Genomic DNA, 17,981 nt, shown 5'->3' on the forward strand with positions numbered 1-17,981 from the left:
GCTCCTCTCGTTAATGAGAACTGTTATCGATAGAGTAGCGGTCCATGGAGCCCCACCACCCCGCACCCCCCGTCCTCGCCGTCACCCTCGTCAGCGCGACCGACCCCCAGGACGCCGGGCGGACCGCCGCGCTCCTCGCCGGCAGGCCCGAGTCCCGGATCGCCTTCGAGGTCGATCCGCCCGGCGCCGACGGTCCCGCTCTCGCCGAGGAGCTCCACCGGCGCCTCGCGGCCGACGCCGACGACGGCCACCGCGGTCACACGGTCGTCGCCCTCGATGGCCAGGCCGACCCGCTCGAGATCGGACTCGTGCTCGAGCACCTCTGCGCGCAGCGGCATCCCGCCGACACCCGCATCGCGATCCTCGACGTGGTCGCCGTGACGTCGACGGAGGAGATCCTGCGCGTGCTCTGCGGCGGCGCGGGCCCCTCCTTCGACTCGGCGGAGCGCCTCGCCGCCCGCCTGGAGTTCTCGAGCCTCGTCGCCCTCGCCGAGCCCCTCTCCGAGAGCGACCCCGAGCGGACCGCACTCGTCCGCGACCTCCTGCGAGCACTCGCCCCCACCGCCGATCTCCTCCCCGCCGGTGAGCTCCCGGCGGCGCCACGGAGGCTCCACCCCCGGCGCGCGCACGCGATCGCCTCCTCGATGGGCTGGCAGTGCGCCCTCAACGGGACCTCGCGGCGCCGCGCCTCGGGCACGACCGTCGAGGAGTTCGTGTTCCGCGATCCGCTGCCCTTCCACCCCGGCCGCCTGAGCACGGCGGTCCACGGGGAGCTGGTGGCGGAGAAGGTGGGCCGCATCCTCCGCTCCCGCGGCCTGGTGCGCCTGGCGACGCGCGCCGACCGGGTCGGCTCGTGGTCGGTCGCCGGCGACGTGCTGACGCTGGACCCGACCAGCCTGCTCAGCTGGGACGAGGACGCGCCTCTCGGCCAGGAGCTCGCCTTCTTCGGGACGGGCCTGGACACCGGGAGGCTGACCGCCGTCCTGCAGAGCTGCCTGCTCACCCCCGAGGAGCTGCTGGCCGGCCCCGCCGCCTGGGCGGAGTACGCGGACCCCTTCCCGCGCTGGGTGGACGAGCACCGGAACTGAACCGAGCGTCCTTTGCCGCGCGGGACTCGACGAGCGCGACCCGGCCCCTGCGTCCGAGCGCCGCCCGCCCCGCGCCAGCCGACCGTGCGCCGGGAGTGTGACGCGCGGAGGCTCCCGCCGGGCGGCGGGTGGGTAGACTGACCGGACAGCACGTGCTCCGGGGTCGGTGGGAATTCCGAACCGGCGGTCACAGTCCGCGAGCCGCAGCCCCTCGAGAGGGGCGGCGGTTGACCTGGTGGAACTCCAGGACCGACGGTGAAAGTCCGGAGGAGAGGCAGCACGAGCGTCGCGCATCACCGCGCGATGCTGAGCGACGGTGCCCGCGCACCGTAGATCGAGACCCCGGAGTTCGGCGACGAACGGAAGAACCGGGAATGACGATCGACTACGAGCACGCGATGCGCCGGGCGCTGGCGCTCGCCGAGCGCGGGCCCGCCCGCGGACCCAACCCGCGCGTGGGCTGCGTGATCCTCGCGCCCGACGGCACCGTCCTCGGCGAGGGCTGGCACCACGGAGCCGGCACCGCGCACGCCGAGGTCGACGCCCTGTCGCACGTCGCGGCGGGCGCCGCCGAGGGTGCGACGGCCGTCGTCTCGCTCGAGCCGTGCGACCACACCGGGCGCACGGGTCCCTGCAGCCGCGCCCTGATCGAGGCGGGCGTCTCCCGCGTCGTCTACGCCGTGCCGGACCCGGGCGAGCGCTCGGCCGGCGGCGGTCGCACCCTCCGCGAGGCCGGCGTCGAGGTGATCGAGGGCGTGCTCGCCGAGGAGGGAGAGCAGTTCCTCCACCCGTGGCTCACCGCGACCCGCCTGCACCGCCCCTTCGTCACGCTCAAGTGGGCCTCGACCCTCGACGGCCGCACCGCGGCGGCGGACGGCAGCAGCCGCTGGATCACCGGAGCGGCGGCCCGGCAGCGCGTGCACGAGCAGCGTGCCGCGCACGACGCGATCCTCGTCGGCACCGGGACCGTCCTCGCCGACGATCCCGCGCTCACCGCCCGCGGCGACGGAGGCGAGCTCCTCGCCCACCAGCCGGTGCCCGTCGTCGTCGGCACGCGCCCCGTGCCGCCGGGCGCCCGCCTGCACGAGCACCCCCGCGCCGTCGTGGTCGAGCGCACCCGCGACCTCGCCGCGGTCCTCGCGCACCTCTACTCCGCCGAGATCCGCAGCGTCTACGTCGAGGCCGGACCGACCCTCGCCTCCGCGCTCGTCGCCGCCGGACTGGTCGACGAGTACCTCGTGTTCCTCGCGCCCGCGCTCCTCGGCGGCCCCCGCCTCGCGCTCGGCGACCTCGGCGTGGAGAGCATCGGCGGGGCCCGGCGCCTCTCCCTCCGCTCGGTCGAGATCCTCGGCGACGACCTCTTCGTGACCGCGCGCCCCGACGTCCTCCCCGCGGGCGGTGCCGGCACCCCGGCCCGCCTCCCCCACGCCCTGCAGATGGAGACCCACTGATGTTCACCGGAATCATCGAGGAGAAGGGCGTCGTGACCGCTGTCGAGGCGGGCGCCGACGCGATCCGCCTCAGCATCCGCGGGCCCCTCGCCGTCGAGGGCGTGCGGCACGGCGACTCGATCGCGGTCTCGGGCGTCTGCCTCACCGTGGTCGAGCACACCGACCAGGGCTTCACCGCCGACGTCATGGCGCAGACCCTGCGGATGTCGACCCTCGACACCGTGGGCGTCGGCGACCCCGTGAACCTCGAGCGCGCCGCGCTGGTCGGCGACCGGCTCGGCGGCCACATCGTCCAGGGCCACATCGACGGCACGGCGACGCTGCTCGCGATCGCACCGGGCGAGGCCTGGCGGGTGCTGCGGTTCTCGCTGCCGGCGGAGATCGCTCCGCTCGTCGTCGACAAGGGCTCGATCGCGGTCGACGGCGTCTCGCTGACCGTCTCGGCGATCAGCCCCGCCGCCGAGCCGGAGCAGTGGTTCGAGGTCTCGCTGATCCCCGAGACGCTCGCCGTCACCACGCTCGGCGCGCGCGCGATCGGCGATCAGGTCAACATCGAGACCGACGTCCTGGCCCGCCACGTCGAGCGGATGCTCGCACTGCGCTCGATCGCGGAGGCCCGCTCATGAGCCTCGCCACCATCCCCGAGGCCGTCGAGGCGCTGCGCGCCGGGCGCCCGATCATCGTCGCGGACGACGAGGGCCGCGAGAACGAGGGCGACGTCATCGTCTCGGCCCAGCTCGCCAGCCAGGAGACGATCGCCTGGATGGTCCGCCACTCCTCCGGGTTCATCTGCGCGCCGATGACCAACGAGATCGCCGACCGCCTCGCCCTGCCGCTGATGGTGGTCGAGAACGAGGACCCGCGCGGCACCGCCTACACGCTGTCCGTCGACGCGGCCGACCGGCTCTCCACCGGCATCAGCGCCTCCGACCGCGCGCACACCCTCCGCGTGCTGGCCGACCCCGAGGCGACCCCCTCCCGCCTGAACCGCCCCGGCCACATCCTGCCGCTGCGCGCCGTCGACGGCGGCGTGCGCGAGCGCGACGGGCACACGGAGGCGGCGGTCGACCTGATGAAGCTCGCCGGCCTGTACCCCGTGGGCGCGATCTCCGAGATCGTCGCCGAGGACGGCGAGATGATGCGGCTGCCAGGGCTGATCGCTCTCGGCGAGCGCGAGGGCGTGCCGGTGACCACGGTCGCGGCCCTCATCGCGTACCTGCAGGAGTTCCACTGCGACGCGGAGGTGCCCGTCACGGTCGCGGTCCCGGAGAGCGCGCGGGTGAGCTTCGAGGTCGAGACCACGGTGCCGACCACCCACGGCCCGTTCCGGATCCGCGCCTACCGCGACCGGCAGACCGGAGCGGATCACGTCGCGATCCTCGCGGGAGAGGTCGCCGCGGGGCGGCCCGCCCTGGTGCGCGTGCACTCCGAGTGCCTGACCGGCGAGGCCTTCGGCTCGCTGAAGTGCGAGTGCGGGCCCCAGCTCGACGCCGCCCTCGACACGATCCAGCGGGACGGCGGCGTCGTCGTCTACCTCCGCGGTCACGAGGGCCGGGGCATCGGCCTGATCAACAAGCTGCGCGCCTACCGCCTGCAGGAGGACGGCCTCGACACCCTCGACGCGAACCTCGCCCTCGGGCTCCCCGCCGACGCGCGGGACTACGGAGCGGCGGTCGGGATCCTCGAGGACCTCGGCCTCACCGAGGTGCGCCTGCTCACCAACAACCCCGAGAAGGTCCGCCAGCTCACCGACCGCGGCATCGTCGTCGCCGAGCGCGTGCCGCTCGTCGTCGGAATCGGCGCCTTCAACGAGGGCTACCTCGAGACCAAGCGCGACCGCATGGGCCACACCCTCGACAGCGTCCTCGACCACGACCCCCTCGACGCCGGGATCTCCGGCCTCGCCCTCGACGCCGGGATCGCCGGCGCCACCACGAAGGAGTAGCAATGGCCGGTAGCGGCGCCCCCACCACCTCCCCTCTCGACGGCGCGGGACTGCGCGTCGTCGTCATCGCGGGCACCTGGCACGAGCAGATCAGCGACGGCCTGATCGACGGAGCGAGCCGAGCCCTCGACGAGGCCGGAGCGTCCTGGTCGCTCGTGCGCGTGCCCGGCTCGTTCGAGCTGCCCGTCGCCTCGAAGGCGGCCCTGGAGGCGGGGGCCGACGCGGTCGTCGCCCTCGGCGTGATCATCCGCGGCGGCACCCCGCACTTCGAGTACGTCTCGGACGCCGCCACCTCCGGGCTCACCACCGTCTCGATCCTGACGGGCAAGCCGGTCGGCTTCGGCGTGCTCACCCTCGACACCGAGCAGCAGGGCATCGATCGCGCGGGCCTTCCCGGCTCGAAGGAGGACAAGGGGCGCGAGGCGGCCGAGGCGGCGGTCTCGACCGCTCTGCTCCTCCGCTCGCTGCGCAGCTGAACCACTGCGGGCGGCCCCCGTCCTGGGGCCGCCCGCACACGAACCTGGGAGAACACGGAGTAAAGTGGTCGGGTCGTCACGAGCGACCCCTCTCTCCTCCCCCTCGCCCCAGCGGTCCGCGACGCCCGATCGACGCCCCGCCCCGCCAGCTCAGGGGGAGTCGCCGTCCACACGGAGCCCCTCCCTCATGTCCTCTCCCGCCGTCTCCGACGCGCCAGCAGCCGCCCCGCAGAACTCCCGCGGCCGCGTCATCCTCGCCAGCCTCATCGGCACCTCGATCGAGTTCTACGACTTCTACGCCTACGCGACCGCCGCCGTCCTGGTCTTCCCGTCGCTCTTCTTCGTCAACGAGGACCCGGCCACGGCCCTCCTCGCCTCCTTCGCCGTCTTCGGCGTCGCGTTCATCGCGCGCCCGATCGGGTCGATCATCTTCGGCCACTTTGGCGACCGCGTCGGCCGCAAGGGCACCCTCGTCGCCTCGCTGCTCACCATGGGCGTCGCGACCTTCCTGATCGGCTGCCTGCCCACCGCGCTCACGCCCGGCTGGGAGTTCCTCGCTCCGTTCCTGCTCGTCGTGATGCGCTTCTGCCAGGGCCTCGGCCTCGGCGGCGAGTGGTCCGGAGCCGCGCTGCTCGCGACCGAGAACGCACCGGCCGGCAAGCGCGCCATCTACGGCACCTTCCCGCAGCTGGGCGCACCGATCGGCTTCATCGTCGCCAACGTCCTGTTCCTGGTGCTCGCGAGCACGATGAGCGACGAGACGTTCGCGGCCTGGGGCTGGCGCGTGCCGTTCCTGGCGAGCGCCGTGCTCGTGATCATCGGGCTCTACGTGCGGTTCAAGCTCGTCGAGACGCCCGCGTTCCAGAAGGTCGTCGAGAAGGGCGAGGTCGCCAAGCTGCCCCTCGCCCGCGTCTTCGTCACCAGCTGGCGCCCGCTCATCCTGGGCACCTTCATCATGCTGGCGACCTACGTGCTCTTCTACCTGATGACCACCTTCACGCTGACCTACGGCACCTCACCCGTCGACGGCGCGATTCCGGGCCTCGGCTACACGCGCAACGACTTCCTCGTCATGCTGATCGTCGGCGTGGTGTTCTTCGGGATCTTCACGCTCGTCTCCGGCCCGCTCGCGGAGCGCTTCGGCCGCCGCCGCACGCTGCTCGTGGTGACCGCGGCGATCCTCGTGTTCGGCCTGCTCTTCGTGCCCCTGTTCAGCGCCGGCTTCGCGGGCGTCATGGCGGTCCTGATCCTCGGCTTCACGCTGATGGGCCTGACCTTCGGCCCGATGGGCGCCGTCCTCCCCGAGCTGTTCCCGACCAACGTCCGCTACACCGGCTCGGCGATGGCGTACAACCTCGCATCGATCCTCGGAGCGGCCCTCGCGCCGATCATCGCGGTCGCGCTGTGGAGGGCGGCGGGCGGCAGCACCGTGCTGGTCGGCCTCTACCTCAGCGCCGCGGCCGTGCTGACGCTGATCGCGCTCCTGCTCTCCAAGGAGACGAAGAACGCGTCGTACCACGACAACGTCTCGTAGGACTCCCTGCAGAGGACGGCCCGACGGGATCCCCCGGCGGGCCGTCCGCGTCTCCGCTCCCTCCCTGAGCACCGGGCCCGCCCTCTGGCGGCCTGCTCGCAGCGACGACGGGGCAGAATGGACGGCGATGAGCACCACCACCTCCCGGCGCGGCGGACGACGACCCTCCCGCGACGACGGACCCCGCGCCTCCTTCTCGCAGCTCGTGCCCTACCTGCTCGAGCACCGCGGCATCCTCTCGGTCGTCGTGGTCCTCAGCCTGTTCGGAGCGGCGGCGAGCCTCGGCCAGCCCCTGCTCGTCGGCCAGGTCATCACCCGGGTCCAGTCCGGTCTCGATCTCGGCCCGCTGGTGTGGGCCCTCGTCGGCCTGGTCGTGGCCTCCGGGCTGATCTCGGGCTTCGCGCACTACCTGCTCCAGCGCACCGGCGAGGGGATCGTGCTCTCGAGCCGCCGCCGCCTCGTCGCGCGGCTGCTGCGCCTCCCCATCCGGGAGTTCGACGCGCGCCGCACCGGCGACCTCGTCTCGCGCGTCGGCTCCGACTCCACGCTCCTGCGCGCGGTGCTGACCCAGGGGCTCGTCGACTCGATCGCGGGCTCCCTCGTCTTCGTCGGCGCGATCATCGCGATGGCCGTCATCGACTGGGTGCTGCTGCTGATCATCGTGGCGGTGGTGGCGGTGGCCCTCGGGCTCGCGCTGACCCTCGGCCGCGGCATCCGCACCGCCAGCCGCAAGGCCCAGGAGAAGGTCGGCGATCTGGCCGCGGCCGTCGAGCGCGCCATCAGCGCCGTCCGGACGATCCGTGCCGCCGGAGCCACCGATCGCGAGATCGCGGTCGTCAACCAGCACGCGACGGAGGCGTACCGCCTCGGGATCCGCGTCGCGCACGTCTCGGCCCTCGTGGTGCCGGTGGCCGGGATCGCCATGCAGGTCGCCTTCCTCGCCGTCCTCGGCGTCGGCGGCTACCGCGTCGCGTCCGGCGCGATCGACATCGCCCAGCTGGTCTCGTTCATCCTCTTCCTCTTCATGATGGTGATGCCGCTCGGCAACTTCATCGGCGCCATCACCTCGGTGAACTCGGCGCTGGGCGCCCTCGGCCGCATCCAGGAGATCATCGACCTGCCGATCGAGGGCGACGGCGACGCCTCCGCGGGCGGCCTCGGCGCCGGCGTGGCGGAGGAGGCCATCTCCTTCGAGGACGTGGTGTTCTCCTACGAGAAGGGCGCCGTGCCCGACGCGGCGGCCGTGGCGGACGAGCGCGACCGCACCGTCCTGCGCGGCGTCTCCTTCACCGTGCCGCGCGGCAAGCGCACCGCCCTGGTCGGGCCGTCGGGAGCGGGCAAGAGCACGATCCTCGCCCTCATCGAGCGGTTCTACGACCCGGAGGCCGGCGTCGTCCGACTCGGCGGTGTCGACATCACGGCCATCGACCGCGACGCGCTCCGCGCGCAGATCGGCTACGTCGAGCAGGACGCCCCCGTCCTGGCCGGCACCATCCGCGAGAACCTCGTCCTCGGCCGCCCCGACGCCGACGACGCCGACTGCCTCCGGGTGCTCGAGGCGGTGAACCTGACCGACGTGCTCGAGCGCAACCCGCTCGGCCTGCACGCGCCGGTGGGCGAGAGCGGAGTGATGCTCTCGGGCGGCGAGCGTCAGCGCCTCGCGATCGGCCGCGCGCTCCTGGCGGCCCCGCCGATCCTGCTGCTGGACGAGTCCACGTCGAGCCTCGACGGCCTCAACGAGCAGCGCCTGCGCCTGGCGATCGACGCGGTCGCCGAGAACCGGACCCTGCTGGTGATCGCGCACCGCCTGTCGACGGTGGTCGACTCCGACCGCATCGTCGTGCTGCAGAAGGGCGAGGTCGTGGGAGTCGGCACCCACTCCGAGCTCGTCGAGTCGACGCCGCTCTACCGGGACCTCGCCAAGCACCAGCTGCTCGTCTGACGGGCGCCGCAGCGGCGTCTCGCGACCGCCGCCGCCTCATGCCGGTCGACCAGCCGCGCAGCGGCGTCTCGAGACGCCCGCACGTCTCGACCAGCAGCCTGCGCCCGCTCGTCCCTCAGCGCGGCGGCAGCCGCAGGGCCCCGTCGAGCCGGATGGTCTCGCCGTTGATCATGGGGTTCTCGACGATGTGCCGCACCAGGGCCGCGAACTCCTCGGGGCGTCCGAGGCGGGCCGGATGCGGCGTCGCCGAGCCGAGCGCCTCGCGGGCCTTGTCCGGCAGCCCGGCGAGCAGGGGCGTGTCGAACGTGCCCGGTGCGATCGACACCACGCGCACGAGCCGGGCCGCGAGCTCGAGCGCGAGCGGCAGGGTCATCGCCGCCACGGCTCCCTTCGACGCGGCGTAGGCCGCCTGTCCGATCTGCCCCTCGAAGGCGGCGACGGAGGCGGTCGTGACCAGGACTCCCCGCTCCCCATCGATCGGCTCCCGCTCGGCGATCGACGCCGCGGCGAGGCGCAGCACGTTGAGCGTCCCGGTCGTGTTGATCCGCAGCACCCGGTCGAACTGCTCGAGCGGCAGCGGCCCGTCGCGTCCGAGCAGCCGCCCGGGTGTGGCCACGCCCGCACAGCTCACGGCGACGCGCAGCTCCCCCGCCGCCGCCACGGCGCGCGAGACGGCGTCCGGATCGAGGACGTCCCCGGCGATCAGCTGCGCGGAGGCGGGCAGACGCGCGGCCTCCACCGCGTGCGGCAGGTCGAGCACGACCACGTGCGCTCCTGCGGCGTCGAGCGCCGTCGCCGTCGCGGCTCCCAGTCCGGATGCTCCCCCCGCGATCAGCGCGGACGTCCCCTCGAGTCGCACGGTCAGCCCGCCGGAGCGGGGGTGGAGTCGGCGTCGGGCTCGTCGGTCGGCTCGCTGCCGAGCTCCCCCGTCGGATCACTGCTCGGCTCTCCGGACGCGAGCGCCTGCGCCGAGCAGTCGGTCAGGGTGGCGTCGTAGGCGTCACGGGCGCGCTGCGCCGCCAGGCGGACCTCCTCCTCCGCGAGCGGGCTCGCGAGCGGCGGCCGGTCGCTCAGGCCGTAGCGGGCGAGGCAGTCGCTGATCAGGCGGGTCATGCGCGCGCCGCTCTCGGGATCGGCTGTGCCGGTGGGCGCCGGGGCGGCGGTCGCGACGGAGCCCGAGTCGCGCACGGACCCGTCCGGCACCTCCGCGGCGGGACCGGAGCAGGCGGTGAGGCTCAGTGCGAGCGCGACTCCGACGAGCAGCGCGACGGGCGGGCGGAGCGTCGTGCGCAGGAGCATGGACGACCTCGTTCGTGACGGCTGCGGGCAGGAGTGCGGCCACGGTAGCGCAGTCGATGCTTCCGGCGAGCGGTGGGCGCGCTCTCACGCCCCAGTGGCACCCCCAACGGGGCACAGGCGCGCCTGTCAGGAGGGCTCGGCGAGCGCCCACATCGCGACCGCCGACGCCGCAGCGACGTTGAGCGAGTCGATCCCGTGCCGCATCGGGATCTGGACGGCGACATCGGCGGCGGCGAGCGCGTCGGCGGTGAGACCCTGCCCCTCGGTGCCGAGCACGAGGGCGACGCGCTCCGGAGCGCGGGCGGCGAAGTCCCGCAGGGGCACCGCCTCCGGGGTCAGAGCCATCGCCGCGATCGTGAAGCCCGCTCCGTGCAGGAGCCGCTGCGTCGACGGCCAGTCGCCGACGCGTGTCCAGGGCACCTGGAGGACCGTTCCCATGCTCACGCGGATGGCGCGGCGGTAGTACGGATCGGAGCAGCGCGGCGTCACCAGCACGGCATCGGCTCCGATGGCCCCGACGGAGCGGAAGATCGCGCCGACGTTCGTCGGGTCGACCACGTCCTCGAGCACGACGACGCGGCGCGCTCCCGCGAGCAGGCCGGCCGGGTCGGGCAGCACGGGCCGGTCCAGCGCCGCGATCAGGCCGCGGTGCAGGGTGTACCCGGTGAGCTCGGCCAGGAGCTCACCCGGGCCCGTGAAGACGGGGACGTCGAAGCGGCCGACCAGGCGCTCGGCCTCACCGGCCGACCCGCCGAGGGCGAGCACCGAGCGCGGCCGGTGCCCGGCGGCGATCGCGCGCTCGAGCACGAGCGCCGACTCCGCGATGTACAGGCCGTGCGGGCCGCGGGCGTTCTTCAGCGCGACGTCCGTGGCGTGGGCGTAGTCGCGCAGCCTCGGGTCGTCGAGCGCGGTGACCTCGATCCGCTCCACCGGATCAGGCGAAGGGGTCGGGGGTGAGCGTGTACTTGGTGCTGAGGTACTCGTGGATCCCCTCGAGTCCGCCCTCGCGACCGAGGCCCGACTGCTTCACCCCGCCGAAGGGCGCCGCCGCGTTCGACACCACGCCGACGTTGAGGCCCATCATCCCGGTGGCGAGCCGCTCGATCATCCGCTGACCGCGGGCGAGATCGCGCGTGAAGACGTAGGACACCAGTCCGTACTCGGTGTCGTTGGCGAGCGCGACGGCGTCGTCCTCGTCGGTGAACGGCACGATCGCGAGGACCGGGCCGAAGATCTCGGTGCGCAGGATCTCGCTCTCCCGGTCGACCCCCGCGAGCACGGTCGGCCGGTAGAAGTGGCCGGCCCCCTCGATCCGATCGCCGCCGGTGAGCAGGCGCGCGCCGCGGGAGATTGCGTCCTCCACCAGCGCGGACGCCTTCTCGACCGCGCGCTCGTCGATCAGCGGGCCGATGGTCACTCCGTCCTCGGTGCCGCGGCCGACGCGCAGAGCGCGCACGCGCTCCACGATCCCCGCGGCGAACTCCTCGGCGATCGACTCGTGCACGAAGAAGCGGTTGGCGGCCGTGCAGGCCTGGCCGATGTTGCGGAACTTCGCGAGCATCGCGCCCTCGACCGCCCGGTCGAGGTCGGCGTCCTCGAACACGACGAAGGGCGCGTTGCCGCCCAGCTCCATCGAGGTCCGCAGCACGTTCTCGGAGGCCTGCTGCAGCAACGTGCGCCCGACGGGCGTGGAGCCGGTGAAGGACACCTTCCGCAGGCGGGGATCCGACAGGATCGGAGCCGACACGGCTCCCGCCGAGGACGTGGTGACCACGTTGAGCACGCCGTCGGGGAGCCCCGCCTCGGCGAGCAGTGCCGCGAAGGCGAGCGTGGTGAGCGGAGTGAGCTCGGCCGGCTTCACGACGACGGTGCAGCCCGCCGCCAGCGCCGGAGCGATCTTCCGCGTCGCCATCGCGAGCGGGAAGTTCCAGGGGGTGATCAGGTAGCAGGGGCCCACCGGGTGCTGCGAGACGATCATCCGGCCGCTGCCCTCGGGCGAGACTCCGTAGCGTCCGCTGATGCGCACCGCCTCCTCGCTGAACCAGCGGAGGAACTCGCCGCCGTACACGACCTCGCCCCTCGCCTCCGCGACCGGCTTGCCCATCTCGAGCGCCATCAGGAGCGCGAACTCCTCGGTGCGCTCCTGCAGGAGGTCGAACGCCCGCCGGAGGATCTCGCCCCGCTTCCGCGGCGCCGTCGCGGCCCACGACGGACCGGCGGCGACGGCGGCGTCGAGCGCCCGGACCCCGTCCTCCGGAGTCGCGTCGGCGATCGAGACCAGGACCGCTCCGGTGGCCGGGTCCTCGACGTCGATCGAGCCGCCGCCGGAGGCGTCCACCCACTCACCGCCGATCAGCAGCTGCGTGGGGATGCGGGCGAGCAGAGCGGTCTCGGCGGCGCGGGACGCGACGGAATCAGTCACAGGAGGGAACCACTTCTTCGGATCGGAGCGCGCAGACCGCGCCGGGAGGAGCTTCTCGTCCTCCCAGTGTAGGACGGGCGATCGCTCCGGGGGCGGGGTCGCCGGGAGCCGCGAGGACCTGCGCCTCCGTGAGCCCTGTGGAGGGACGAGCCCTCAGACGGACCGCTCGACGCGGACTCCCGCCTCCGTCAGCTCGCGCAGCGCCGCGGCACTCGCCTCCTCGGAGACGCCTGCGACCAGGTCCTGGAGCACGCGGACCTCGAGCCCCGCCCGTCGCGCGTCGAGCGCCGAGGCGCGCACGCAGTGGTCGGTCGCGAGTCCCACGACGTCGAGCGCAGTGACGCCCCGCTCCGCGAGTACTGCGCCGAGCTCCTCGCCCGCCTCCGTCGTGCCCTCGAAGGCCGAGTAGGAGGGACGGCCCTGTCCCTTGAGGATCTGCACGTCGATCCGAGCGGTGTCCAGGGCCGGATGGAACCGCGCGCCGTCCGTGCCGGCGACGCAGTGGACGGGCCAGCTGTCGACGAAGTCCGGCTCCACCGCGAAGTGGCCGCCGTTGTCGGAGTCGCCCTCGTGCCAGTCGCGGGAGGCCAGCACCGCGGAGTACCGGTCGGCGTACGCCGCCAGATGCGCGGTGATGCCCTGGGCGACGGCCGCGCCGCCTGTGACGGCGAGCGCGCCGCCCTCGGTGAAGTCGTTCTGCACGTCGACGATCAGGAGTGCGGTGGTCATCGTGGGCCTTCCGGGAGGAGGTGGAGAGGAGGAGCGGGAGGTCGACCCGTCCGGGTCAGGAGTCGGAGAGCGAGGATCCGCAGCGGTAGACGCCCGTCACGAGGGTGTCGATCGCGGTCTTCGCCGAGTCGGAGACGTCGCCGAGAGCGTAGACCGCGAAGGTCAGCTCGGTGCCGTCCGCCGCGGTGACCACGCCGGCCAGGGTGTAGCCGGTGTCGATCCAGCCCGTCTTCGCCCGCACTGCGCCGTCGGCCGCGGCGTTGTCGCCGGCGAAGCGGTCGGAGTAGGAGAGCGAGCCCGTCCGGCCCGACACCGGCAGGCCGTCCAGGAGGATCCCCAGCTGCCCCTCGCGGGCCTGCACCTTCCGGAGCAGCTCGGTGAAGTACGCCGGCGCGACCGCGTTGTCGTCGCTCAGGCCGGAGCCGTCGACGATCGCGATCCCGGACGTGTCGACGCCGTAACCGGCGAGCCCCTGCAGCACACCGGCCTGCTCGGCAGCGAAGTCGCTGCCCGCGCCGGTGCGGATCGCGACGAGCCGCGCGAGCATCTCGGCGATCGCATTGTCGGAGACGAGCAGCATCTGCTGCACGAGCGTGCCGACCGGAGCCGACTCCACCGTGCCGAGAACCGCGGCGCCCGCGGGAGCGGTCCCGGTGGAGACCACGGGCGAGCCGTCCAGCTCGTCGGCGAACGCCTCTCCGGCCCGGCCGACCGGATCCGTGCCGCGCTCGGAGGTCGAGGCCGTGGGGTCCTCGCGATCGCCGTCCACCTGGAGCGCCGTGATCTCGGGCATGTAGCCGTCGACCTGCTCCTTGCGGTTCCAGCTCGGCTGCCAGGTCTCGCCCGAGTAGAGAGAGGAGTCGAGCACCAGCGACGTGATCGGCGTCCCGGCGGTGGACGGGTCCGCCTCCCAGGCGCTCTCGACCTGCGCCGCGAGGTCGTCGAGGTGGGCCGCTCCGGCGTAGGTCGACTCCCGGCCGGTCGGGAGCCGGGTCAGGGTGAGGTCTCCCCCGCCGACGAGGACGACGCTTCCGGGCTCGCTCCCGCGGACCACGGTGGTGGCGATGCGCGTGTCCGGGCCGAGGACCGCGAGCGCCGACGCGGCCGTGAGGATCTTGAGGGCGGAGGCGGTGCGGGACGCGGTCCCGCCCCCGCGGTCGAACAGGACCTCGCCCGTCGCGGCGTCGACCACACGCGCCTGCATCGAGCCCAGGCGCGGGTCGGCGGCGAGCCCCGCCACCGAGCAGGTGCGGAGTGCCTCGGCCGCCGCTTCGGCGGTGGGCCGCGCCGTGGCCGTCGGCGTCGGTGCGGGAGTCGCGGTGGCGGTCGGGGTCGAGACGACGGGCAGCGCCCCGGGCTCCGCGGCGCTGCCGAGGGCCGTCCCCACGCCGAAGGCGCCGCCACCGAGCACGGCGGCCACGAGCACCGCGGCGACCACGAGAGTGCGGCGACGGCGGGGAGGAGGCGTGTCGGTCATCCGCAACAGGGTAGCGACGCGAGATCGACGCGACCTGGACGCCGCGGATGAGGCCGGGAACTCGCGGATCCGGCCGGGACGTCGCGGATGACGGGAGAGGGAGCCGCCTGTGGGAATCGAACCCACGACCTTCTCATTACGAGTGAGACGCTCTGCCGACTGAGCTAAGGCGGCGTGCACGCGGGGCCTGAGCCCCGGACACGATTACACAGCATAGCCTGCTCGCGCCCCCGGGCGTGAATCAGGACGGCGCGGTCGAGCAGAGGCTCCGCGACGGCGGCGGCGACCGCCGCGCTCGGCTCAGGCGAGCGCGCCGCGGAGCTCCTCGAAGGAGCGGGCGATGCGTCCGGGCAGGGCCTCCCGGCCGTCGTGATCGACCCAGGCCGCCCAGGCGTGGCGGACGGCGGCGAGCCCGAGGAGCGTCAGCATCCGCGCCCGGCTGCGCACCCGCTCCGCGTCGTCGTCCTCCTGGCCGAGACGCTCGGCGACGAGCCCCTCGACCGCGAGCTCGAACTCGCGCATGCCCGCGATCTTCAGACCGACCAGATGCGGGTGCTCGCGGAAGAGCGCGCGGCGGAGGACGTGCAGCTCCCGATCCTCCTCGAGCGGCTCCTCCATCGCGGCGACGAAGACCCGCTGCAGGTCCTCGAGCACGGCGCCCCGGCCCGCGACGAACGCCGCCGCCGTCTCGTCGGCGATGACCGGGAGCCCGCCGACCAGCGCGTCCTCCTTCGAGGCGAAGTAGTTGAAGAAGGTGCGCGTGGAGACGTCGGCGGCGCGCGAGACGTCGTCGATGGTCACCCGCTCCGGCCCGCGCTCGCTCGCCAGGCGGAGGACGGCGATCTCGATCGCCCGCCGCGTGGCCAGGCGCTTGCGCTCGCGGAGCCCGGGCTGCTGCTCGCGGGACCGCTCCTGCTCGGTCAGCACTGCGGATCCACCTCCGGGACGGTCCCCTCGAGCAGGTACGCGTCGACCGCGTCGTTCACGCAGGACGTCGACTTGTTGTAGGCCGTGTGGCCCTCGCCGTCGTAGGTGACCAGGTGACCGGCGGAGAGCTCGCCCGCGAGCGCCTGCGCCCATACGTAGGGCGTCGCGGGATCGTTCGTGGTGCCCACGACCAGGATGGGCGCCGAGCCCTCCGCGGTGATCGGCTCGCGGGAGCCCTCGAACGCCGCCGGCCACTCGCTGCAGAGGATGTCGCCGTAGGCCATGTAGCGGCCGATCGTCGGCGCGGCCTGCTCGAGAGCGGCCTCGTCGGCGCGCATCGAGGCGGTGTCGGCGTCGTAGGAGTAGTCGACGCAGTTGATCGCGAGGAACGCCTCGGTGGTGTTGTCCGCGTACCGGCCGTCCGCGTCGCGCCCGTTGTAGGCGTCCGCGTACTGGAACGCGACCGCGGGGTCGCCCCGGCGGACGCCGGCCAGCATCTCGCTCAGCGCTCCCCACGCCGTGGCGTCGTAGAGCGGGTAGACGATCGCGGTGAACAGCGTGCTCGCGCCGAGCTCACGGCCGTCGGCGGCCCGGATCGGCGAGGCGTCCACGTCCTCGAGCATGCGCTTCAGCTGGGCCATCCCCGCGTCGACGGTGCCGGTGAACGGGCAGTCGTCCGAGCGGAGGCAGTCGGAGAGGTAGGCGCGCAGTGCGCTCTCGAACCCCTTCGCCTGCTCGCGCACCACGTCGAACGAGGTGGCCGCCGGGTCGATCGCGCCGTCGAGGACGAGGCGGCCGACCCGGTCCGGGAACAGCCCGGCGTAGGTCGCTCCGAGGAACGTGCCGTAGGAGTACCCGAGGTAGTGCAGCGTCTCGTCGCCGAGTGCCGCGCGCAGCACGTCGAGATCACGGGCGGCGCTCGGGGTGCCGACCTCGGGCAGCAGCGGCCCGCTGCGCTCCTGGCAGGCGGCGGCGAACGCAGCGGCGGACGTGCGCTGCGCCTGGACCCACTCGTCGCTGCCCCGCTCCCCGGGCGTGATGTCGTAGAGGTAGGAGTCGAGGCCCGCGGCGTCGAGGCAGGAGACCGCGGTGGAGGCGCCCACTCCGCGCGGATCGAAGCCGACGACGTCGTACCGGGCGGCGAGCGCGGAGTCGACCGCGTAGTCGGCGCTGTCGCGGACGAAGTCGACGCCCGACGCTCCCGGTCCGCCCGGATTCACGAGCAGGGACCCGATCGCCGGGCCCTTCGTCGCGGGTCGGCGCACCAGGGCGATCGACGCCGTCTCCCCCGAGGGGTCGTCCCAGTCGAGCGGGACTGTCGCGTCGGTGCAGAGAGCGCCGTCGCCGCAGTCGTCCCAGACCAGCACCTGCGAGTAGTAGCGCTCCAGGGAGTCGTCGACGGTCTGCGGATAGGGGGTGGAGGTCCGGTCGACGCTCGGGCCGGGCGCGAAGCAGCCGGTCAGGAGGGACGCGGCCGCGGCGAGCGCAACGACGACGGCCGACCGGCGCCCCCGCCTCACGCGGCCACCGGGCGGCGCGCCGCGACGACGAGCAGCGCCTCGAGAGCGAGGACCGGGGAGACGTTCGCGTCGATCCGCTGCCGGGCGGTCGCGATCGCGTCGAGGACGGCGAGCGTGCGGTCGGGCGGAGTCGCGTCGGCGAGCGCGGTCATCTCGGTCCGGACCTCCTCGTTGATGACGCCGCCGGGCGCTCCGAGCTGGAGGCGCACCACGTCGCGGTAGAGGGAGAGCAGGTCGACGAGGATCCGGTCGAGGCCGTCGCGGAGGCTCCGCGTCGCGCGTCGCTTCTGGTCCTCCTCGAGCGCCCGCAGCTGCGAGCGGAGCTGCGCGGGCACGGTGCCCCCGGGCTCGACGCCGAGCGAGCGCAGCGCCTGCTGCCGCTCGGCCTCGTCGCGCTCGAGCGTGATCGCCTTGGCGTCCTCGGTCGCGACCTCGATCATCCGCGCAGCGCCGAGCACCGCGTCCGAGACGCCGCGGAGGCGCAGGGCGATGCGGAGCGTCTCCTCGCGCCGCTCGCGCGCGTTCGCGTCGGTCGCCAGGCGGTGCGCCATCCCGATGTGGCTCTGAGCCTGGCGGGCGGCGCGCTCGGCGGTCTCGGGGTCGACCCCGTCGCGGCGCTCGAGGAGACCGGCGACGTCCTCGACGCTCGGCACGCGGAGCCGCACGGAGCGGACGCGGGAGCGGATGGTGGGGAGCAGATCGGCCTCGCTCGGGGCGCACAGGATCCAGACCGTGCGCTCCGGCGGCTCCTCGAGCGCCTTCAGCAGCACGTTGGACGTGCGCTCGCTCATCCGGTCGGCGTCCTCGATGACCATGACGCGGTAGCGCGACACCGAGGGCGAGTACTGCGAGCTGCTGACCAGCCGCCGCACCTCGTCGATCGAGATGATCACGCGCTCGGTGGTCAGCACGGCGAGGTCGGGATGGGAGCGGGCGGCGACCTGGCGGCAGTCGGGGCACTCCCCGCAGCCGCCGTGGCGGCAGAGCAGTGCGGAGGCGAACGCGTAGGCGAGGTTCGAGCGGCCGGACCCGGGAGGGCCGGTGATGAGCCAGGAGTGCGTCATCGACGACGACTCCCGGCCACGGTCGTCCCGGGGCGTCGAGGCGTCCTGCAGGGCGCCGATGGCGTGCTCCTGCCCGACGAGCTGGCTCCAGACGGTCATGCAACCAG

16 protein-coding genes, 1 tRNA gene and 1 riboswitch are annotated in these 17,981 nt (G+C 73.7%); of the genes, 7 read left to right on the forward strand and 10 right to left on the reverse strand.

Features of this window, described 5'->3' with window-relative positions:
* The first annotated feature begins 44 nt into the window (after positions 1-44).
* The 7 genes from C5C57_RS09510 (at position 45) to C5C57_RS09540 (ending at position 8,436) form a co-directional block, all read left to right on the forward strand.
* The gene (locus C5C57_RS09510; RefSeq protein ID WP_104247338.1) at positions 45-1,088 is read left to right on the forward strand and encodes a GTP-binding protein; all 1,044 of its coding nucleotides are present in this window, start codon (positions 45-47) and stop codon (positions 1,086-1,088) included.
* A 150-nt stretch (positions 1,089-1,238) separates the two neighbouring features.
* Positions 1,239-1,371: riboswitch (FMN riboswitch) on the forward strand.
* A gap of 91 nt (positions 1,372-1,462) precedes the next feature.
* The gene (ribD, locus tag C5C57_RS09515) at positions 1,463-2,539 is read left to right on the forward strand and encodes a bifunctional diaminohydroxyphosphoribosylaminopyrimidine deaminase/5-amino-6-(5-phosphoribosylamino)uracil reductase RibD (RefSeq protein WP_258072387.1); all 1,077 of its coding nucleotides are present in this window, start codon (positions 1,463-1,465) and stop codon (positions 2,537-2,539) included.
* Positions 2,539-3,165 (forward strand): riboflavin synthase, encoded by a 627-nt coding sequence (locus C5C57_RS09520; protein ID WP_104268884.1) that lies wholly within the window; start codon positions 2,539-2,541, stop codon positions 3,163-3,165. The genes ribD and C5C57_RS09520 overlap by 1 nt, the downstream gene beginning before the upstream one ends.
* Positions 3,162-4,484 carry a GTP cyclohydrolase II gene (gene ribA / locus C5C57_RS09525; RefSeq protein ID WP_104247336.1) on the forward strand — a complete coding sequence of 441 codons (1,323 nt, stop codon included), beginning with the start codon at positions 3,162-3,164 and terminating at the stop codon, positions 4,482-4,484. The genes C5C57_RS09520 and ribA overlap by 4 nt, the downstream gene beginning before the upstream one ends.
* Before the next feature lie 2 nt (positions 4,485-4,486).
* Entirely contained in the window at positions 4,487-4,960 is a 474-nt protein-coding gene (gene ribH, locus C5C57_RS09530) for a 6,7-dimethyl-8-ribityllumazine synthase (protein WP_104297542.1), read from the forward strand.
* 187 nt (positions 4,961-5,147) lie between these two features.
* Positions 5,148-6,494 (forward strand): MFS transporter, encoded by a 1,347-nt coding sequence (locus tag C5C57_RS09535; protein ID WP_104297543.1) that lies wholly within the window; start codon positions 5,148-5,150, stop codon positions 6,492-6,494.
* Positions 6,495-6,621: 127 nt separating this feature from the next.
* Positions 6,622-8,436, forward strand: coding sequence for an ABC transporter ATP-binding protein (locus tag C5C57_RS09540; RefSeq protein ID WP_104297544.1), 1,815 nt, complete (start codon positions 6,622-6,624; stop codon positions 8,434-8,436).
* A 115-nt stretch (positions 8,437-8,551) separates the two neighbouring features.
* Here C5C57_RS09540 and C5C57_RS09545 read toward each other — a convergent pair whose 3' ends face one another.
* The 10 genes from C5C57_RS09545 to C5C57_RS09590 all read right to left on the reverse strand — a co-directional run bounded on the left by C5C57_RS09545 (position 8,552) and on the right by C5C57_RS09590 (position 17,973).
* Positions 8,552-9,295, reverse strand: coding sequence for an SDR family oxidoreductase (locus C5C57_RS09545; protein ID WP_104297545.1), 744 nt, complete (start codon positions 9,293-9,295; stop codon positions 8,552-8,554).
* 2 nt (positions 9,296-9,297) lie between these two features.
* Positions 9,298-9,735, reverse strand: a complete 438-nt coding sequence (locus C5C57_RS09550) for a hypothetical protein (RefSeq protein WP_104297546.1) — start codon at positions 9,733-9,735, stop codon at positions 9,298-9,300.
* Positions 9,736-9,861: 126 nt separating this feature from the next.
* Positions 9,862-10,665 (reverse strand): RNA methyltransferase, encoded by an 804-nt coding sequence (locus tag C5C57_RS09555; protein WP_104297547.1) that lies wholly within the window; start codon positions 10,663-10,665, stop codon positions 9,862-9,864.
* Positions 10,666-10,669: 4 nt separating this feature from the next.
* The gene (locus tag C5C57_RS09560; protein WP_104247332.1) at positions 10,670-12,157 is read right to left on the reverse strand and encodes an NAD-dependent succinate-semialdehyde dehydrogenase; all 1,488 of its coding nucleotides are present in this window, start codon (positions 12,155-12,157) and stop codon (positions 10,670-10,672) included.
* Positions 12,158-12,310: 153 nt separating this feature from the next.
* Positions 12,311-12,886: an isochorismatase family protein gene (locus tag C5C57_RS09565; RefSeq protein ID WP_104297548.1), complete on the reverse strand. Its 576-nt coding sequence runs from the start codon at positions 12,884-12,886 to the stop codon at positions 12,311-12,313.
* Positions 12,887-12,941: 55 nt separating this feature from the next.
* The gene (gene dacB / locus C5C57_RS09570; protein WP_104233727.1) at positions 12,942-14,363 is read right to left on the reverse strand and encodes a D-alanyl-D-alanine carboxypeptidase/D-alanyl-D-alanine-endopeptidase; all 1,422 of its coding nucleotides are present in this window, start codon (positions 14,361-14,363) and stop codon (positions 12,942-12,944) included.
* A gap of 101 nt (positions 14,364-14,464) precedes the next feature.
* Positions 14,465-14,537, reverse strand: a tRNA-Thr gene (locus C5C57_RS09575).
* A gap of 126 nt (positions 14,538-14,663) precedes the next feature.
* Complete coding sequence (locus C5C57_RS18105; RefSeq protein WP_181027157.1) at positions 14,664-15,290, reverse strand: TetR/AcrR family transcriptional regulator; 627 nt, start codon at positions 15,288-15,290, stop codon at positions 14,664-14,666.
* Positions 15,284-16,810, reverse strand: a complete 1,527-nt coding sequence (locus tag C5C57_RS09585) for an alpha/beta hydrolase (protein ID WP_104247329.1) — start codon at positions 16,808-16,810, stop codon at positions 15,284-15,286. The genes C5C57_RS18105 and C5C57_RS09585 overlap by 7 nt, the downstream gene beginning before the upstream one ends.
* Positions 16,807-17,973 (reverse strand): DNA polymerase III subunit delta', encoded by a 1,167-nt coding sequence (locus C5C57_RS09590; RefSeq protein ID WP_104222203.1) that lies wholly within the window; start codon positions 17,971-17,973, stop codon positions 16,807-16,809. The genes C5C57_RS09585 and C5C57_RS09590 overlap by 4 nt, the downstream gene beginning before the upstream one ends.
* Positions 17,974-17,981: the final 8 nt, after the last annotated feature.

It is taken from the genome of Rathayibacter sp. AY1C5 (assembly GCF_002931705.1).
Taxonomy (GTDB): Bacteria; Actinomycetota; Actinomycetes; order Actinomycetales; family Microbacteriaceae; genus Rathayibacter.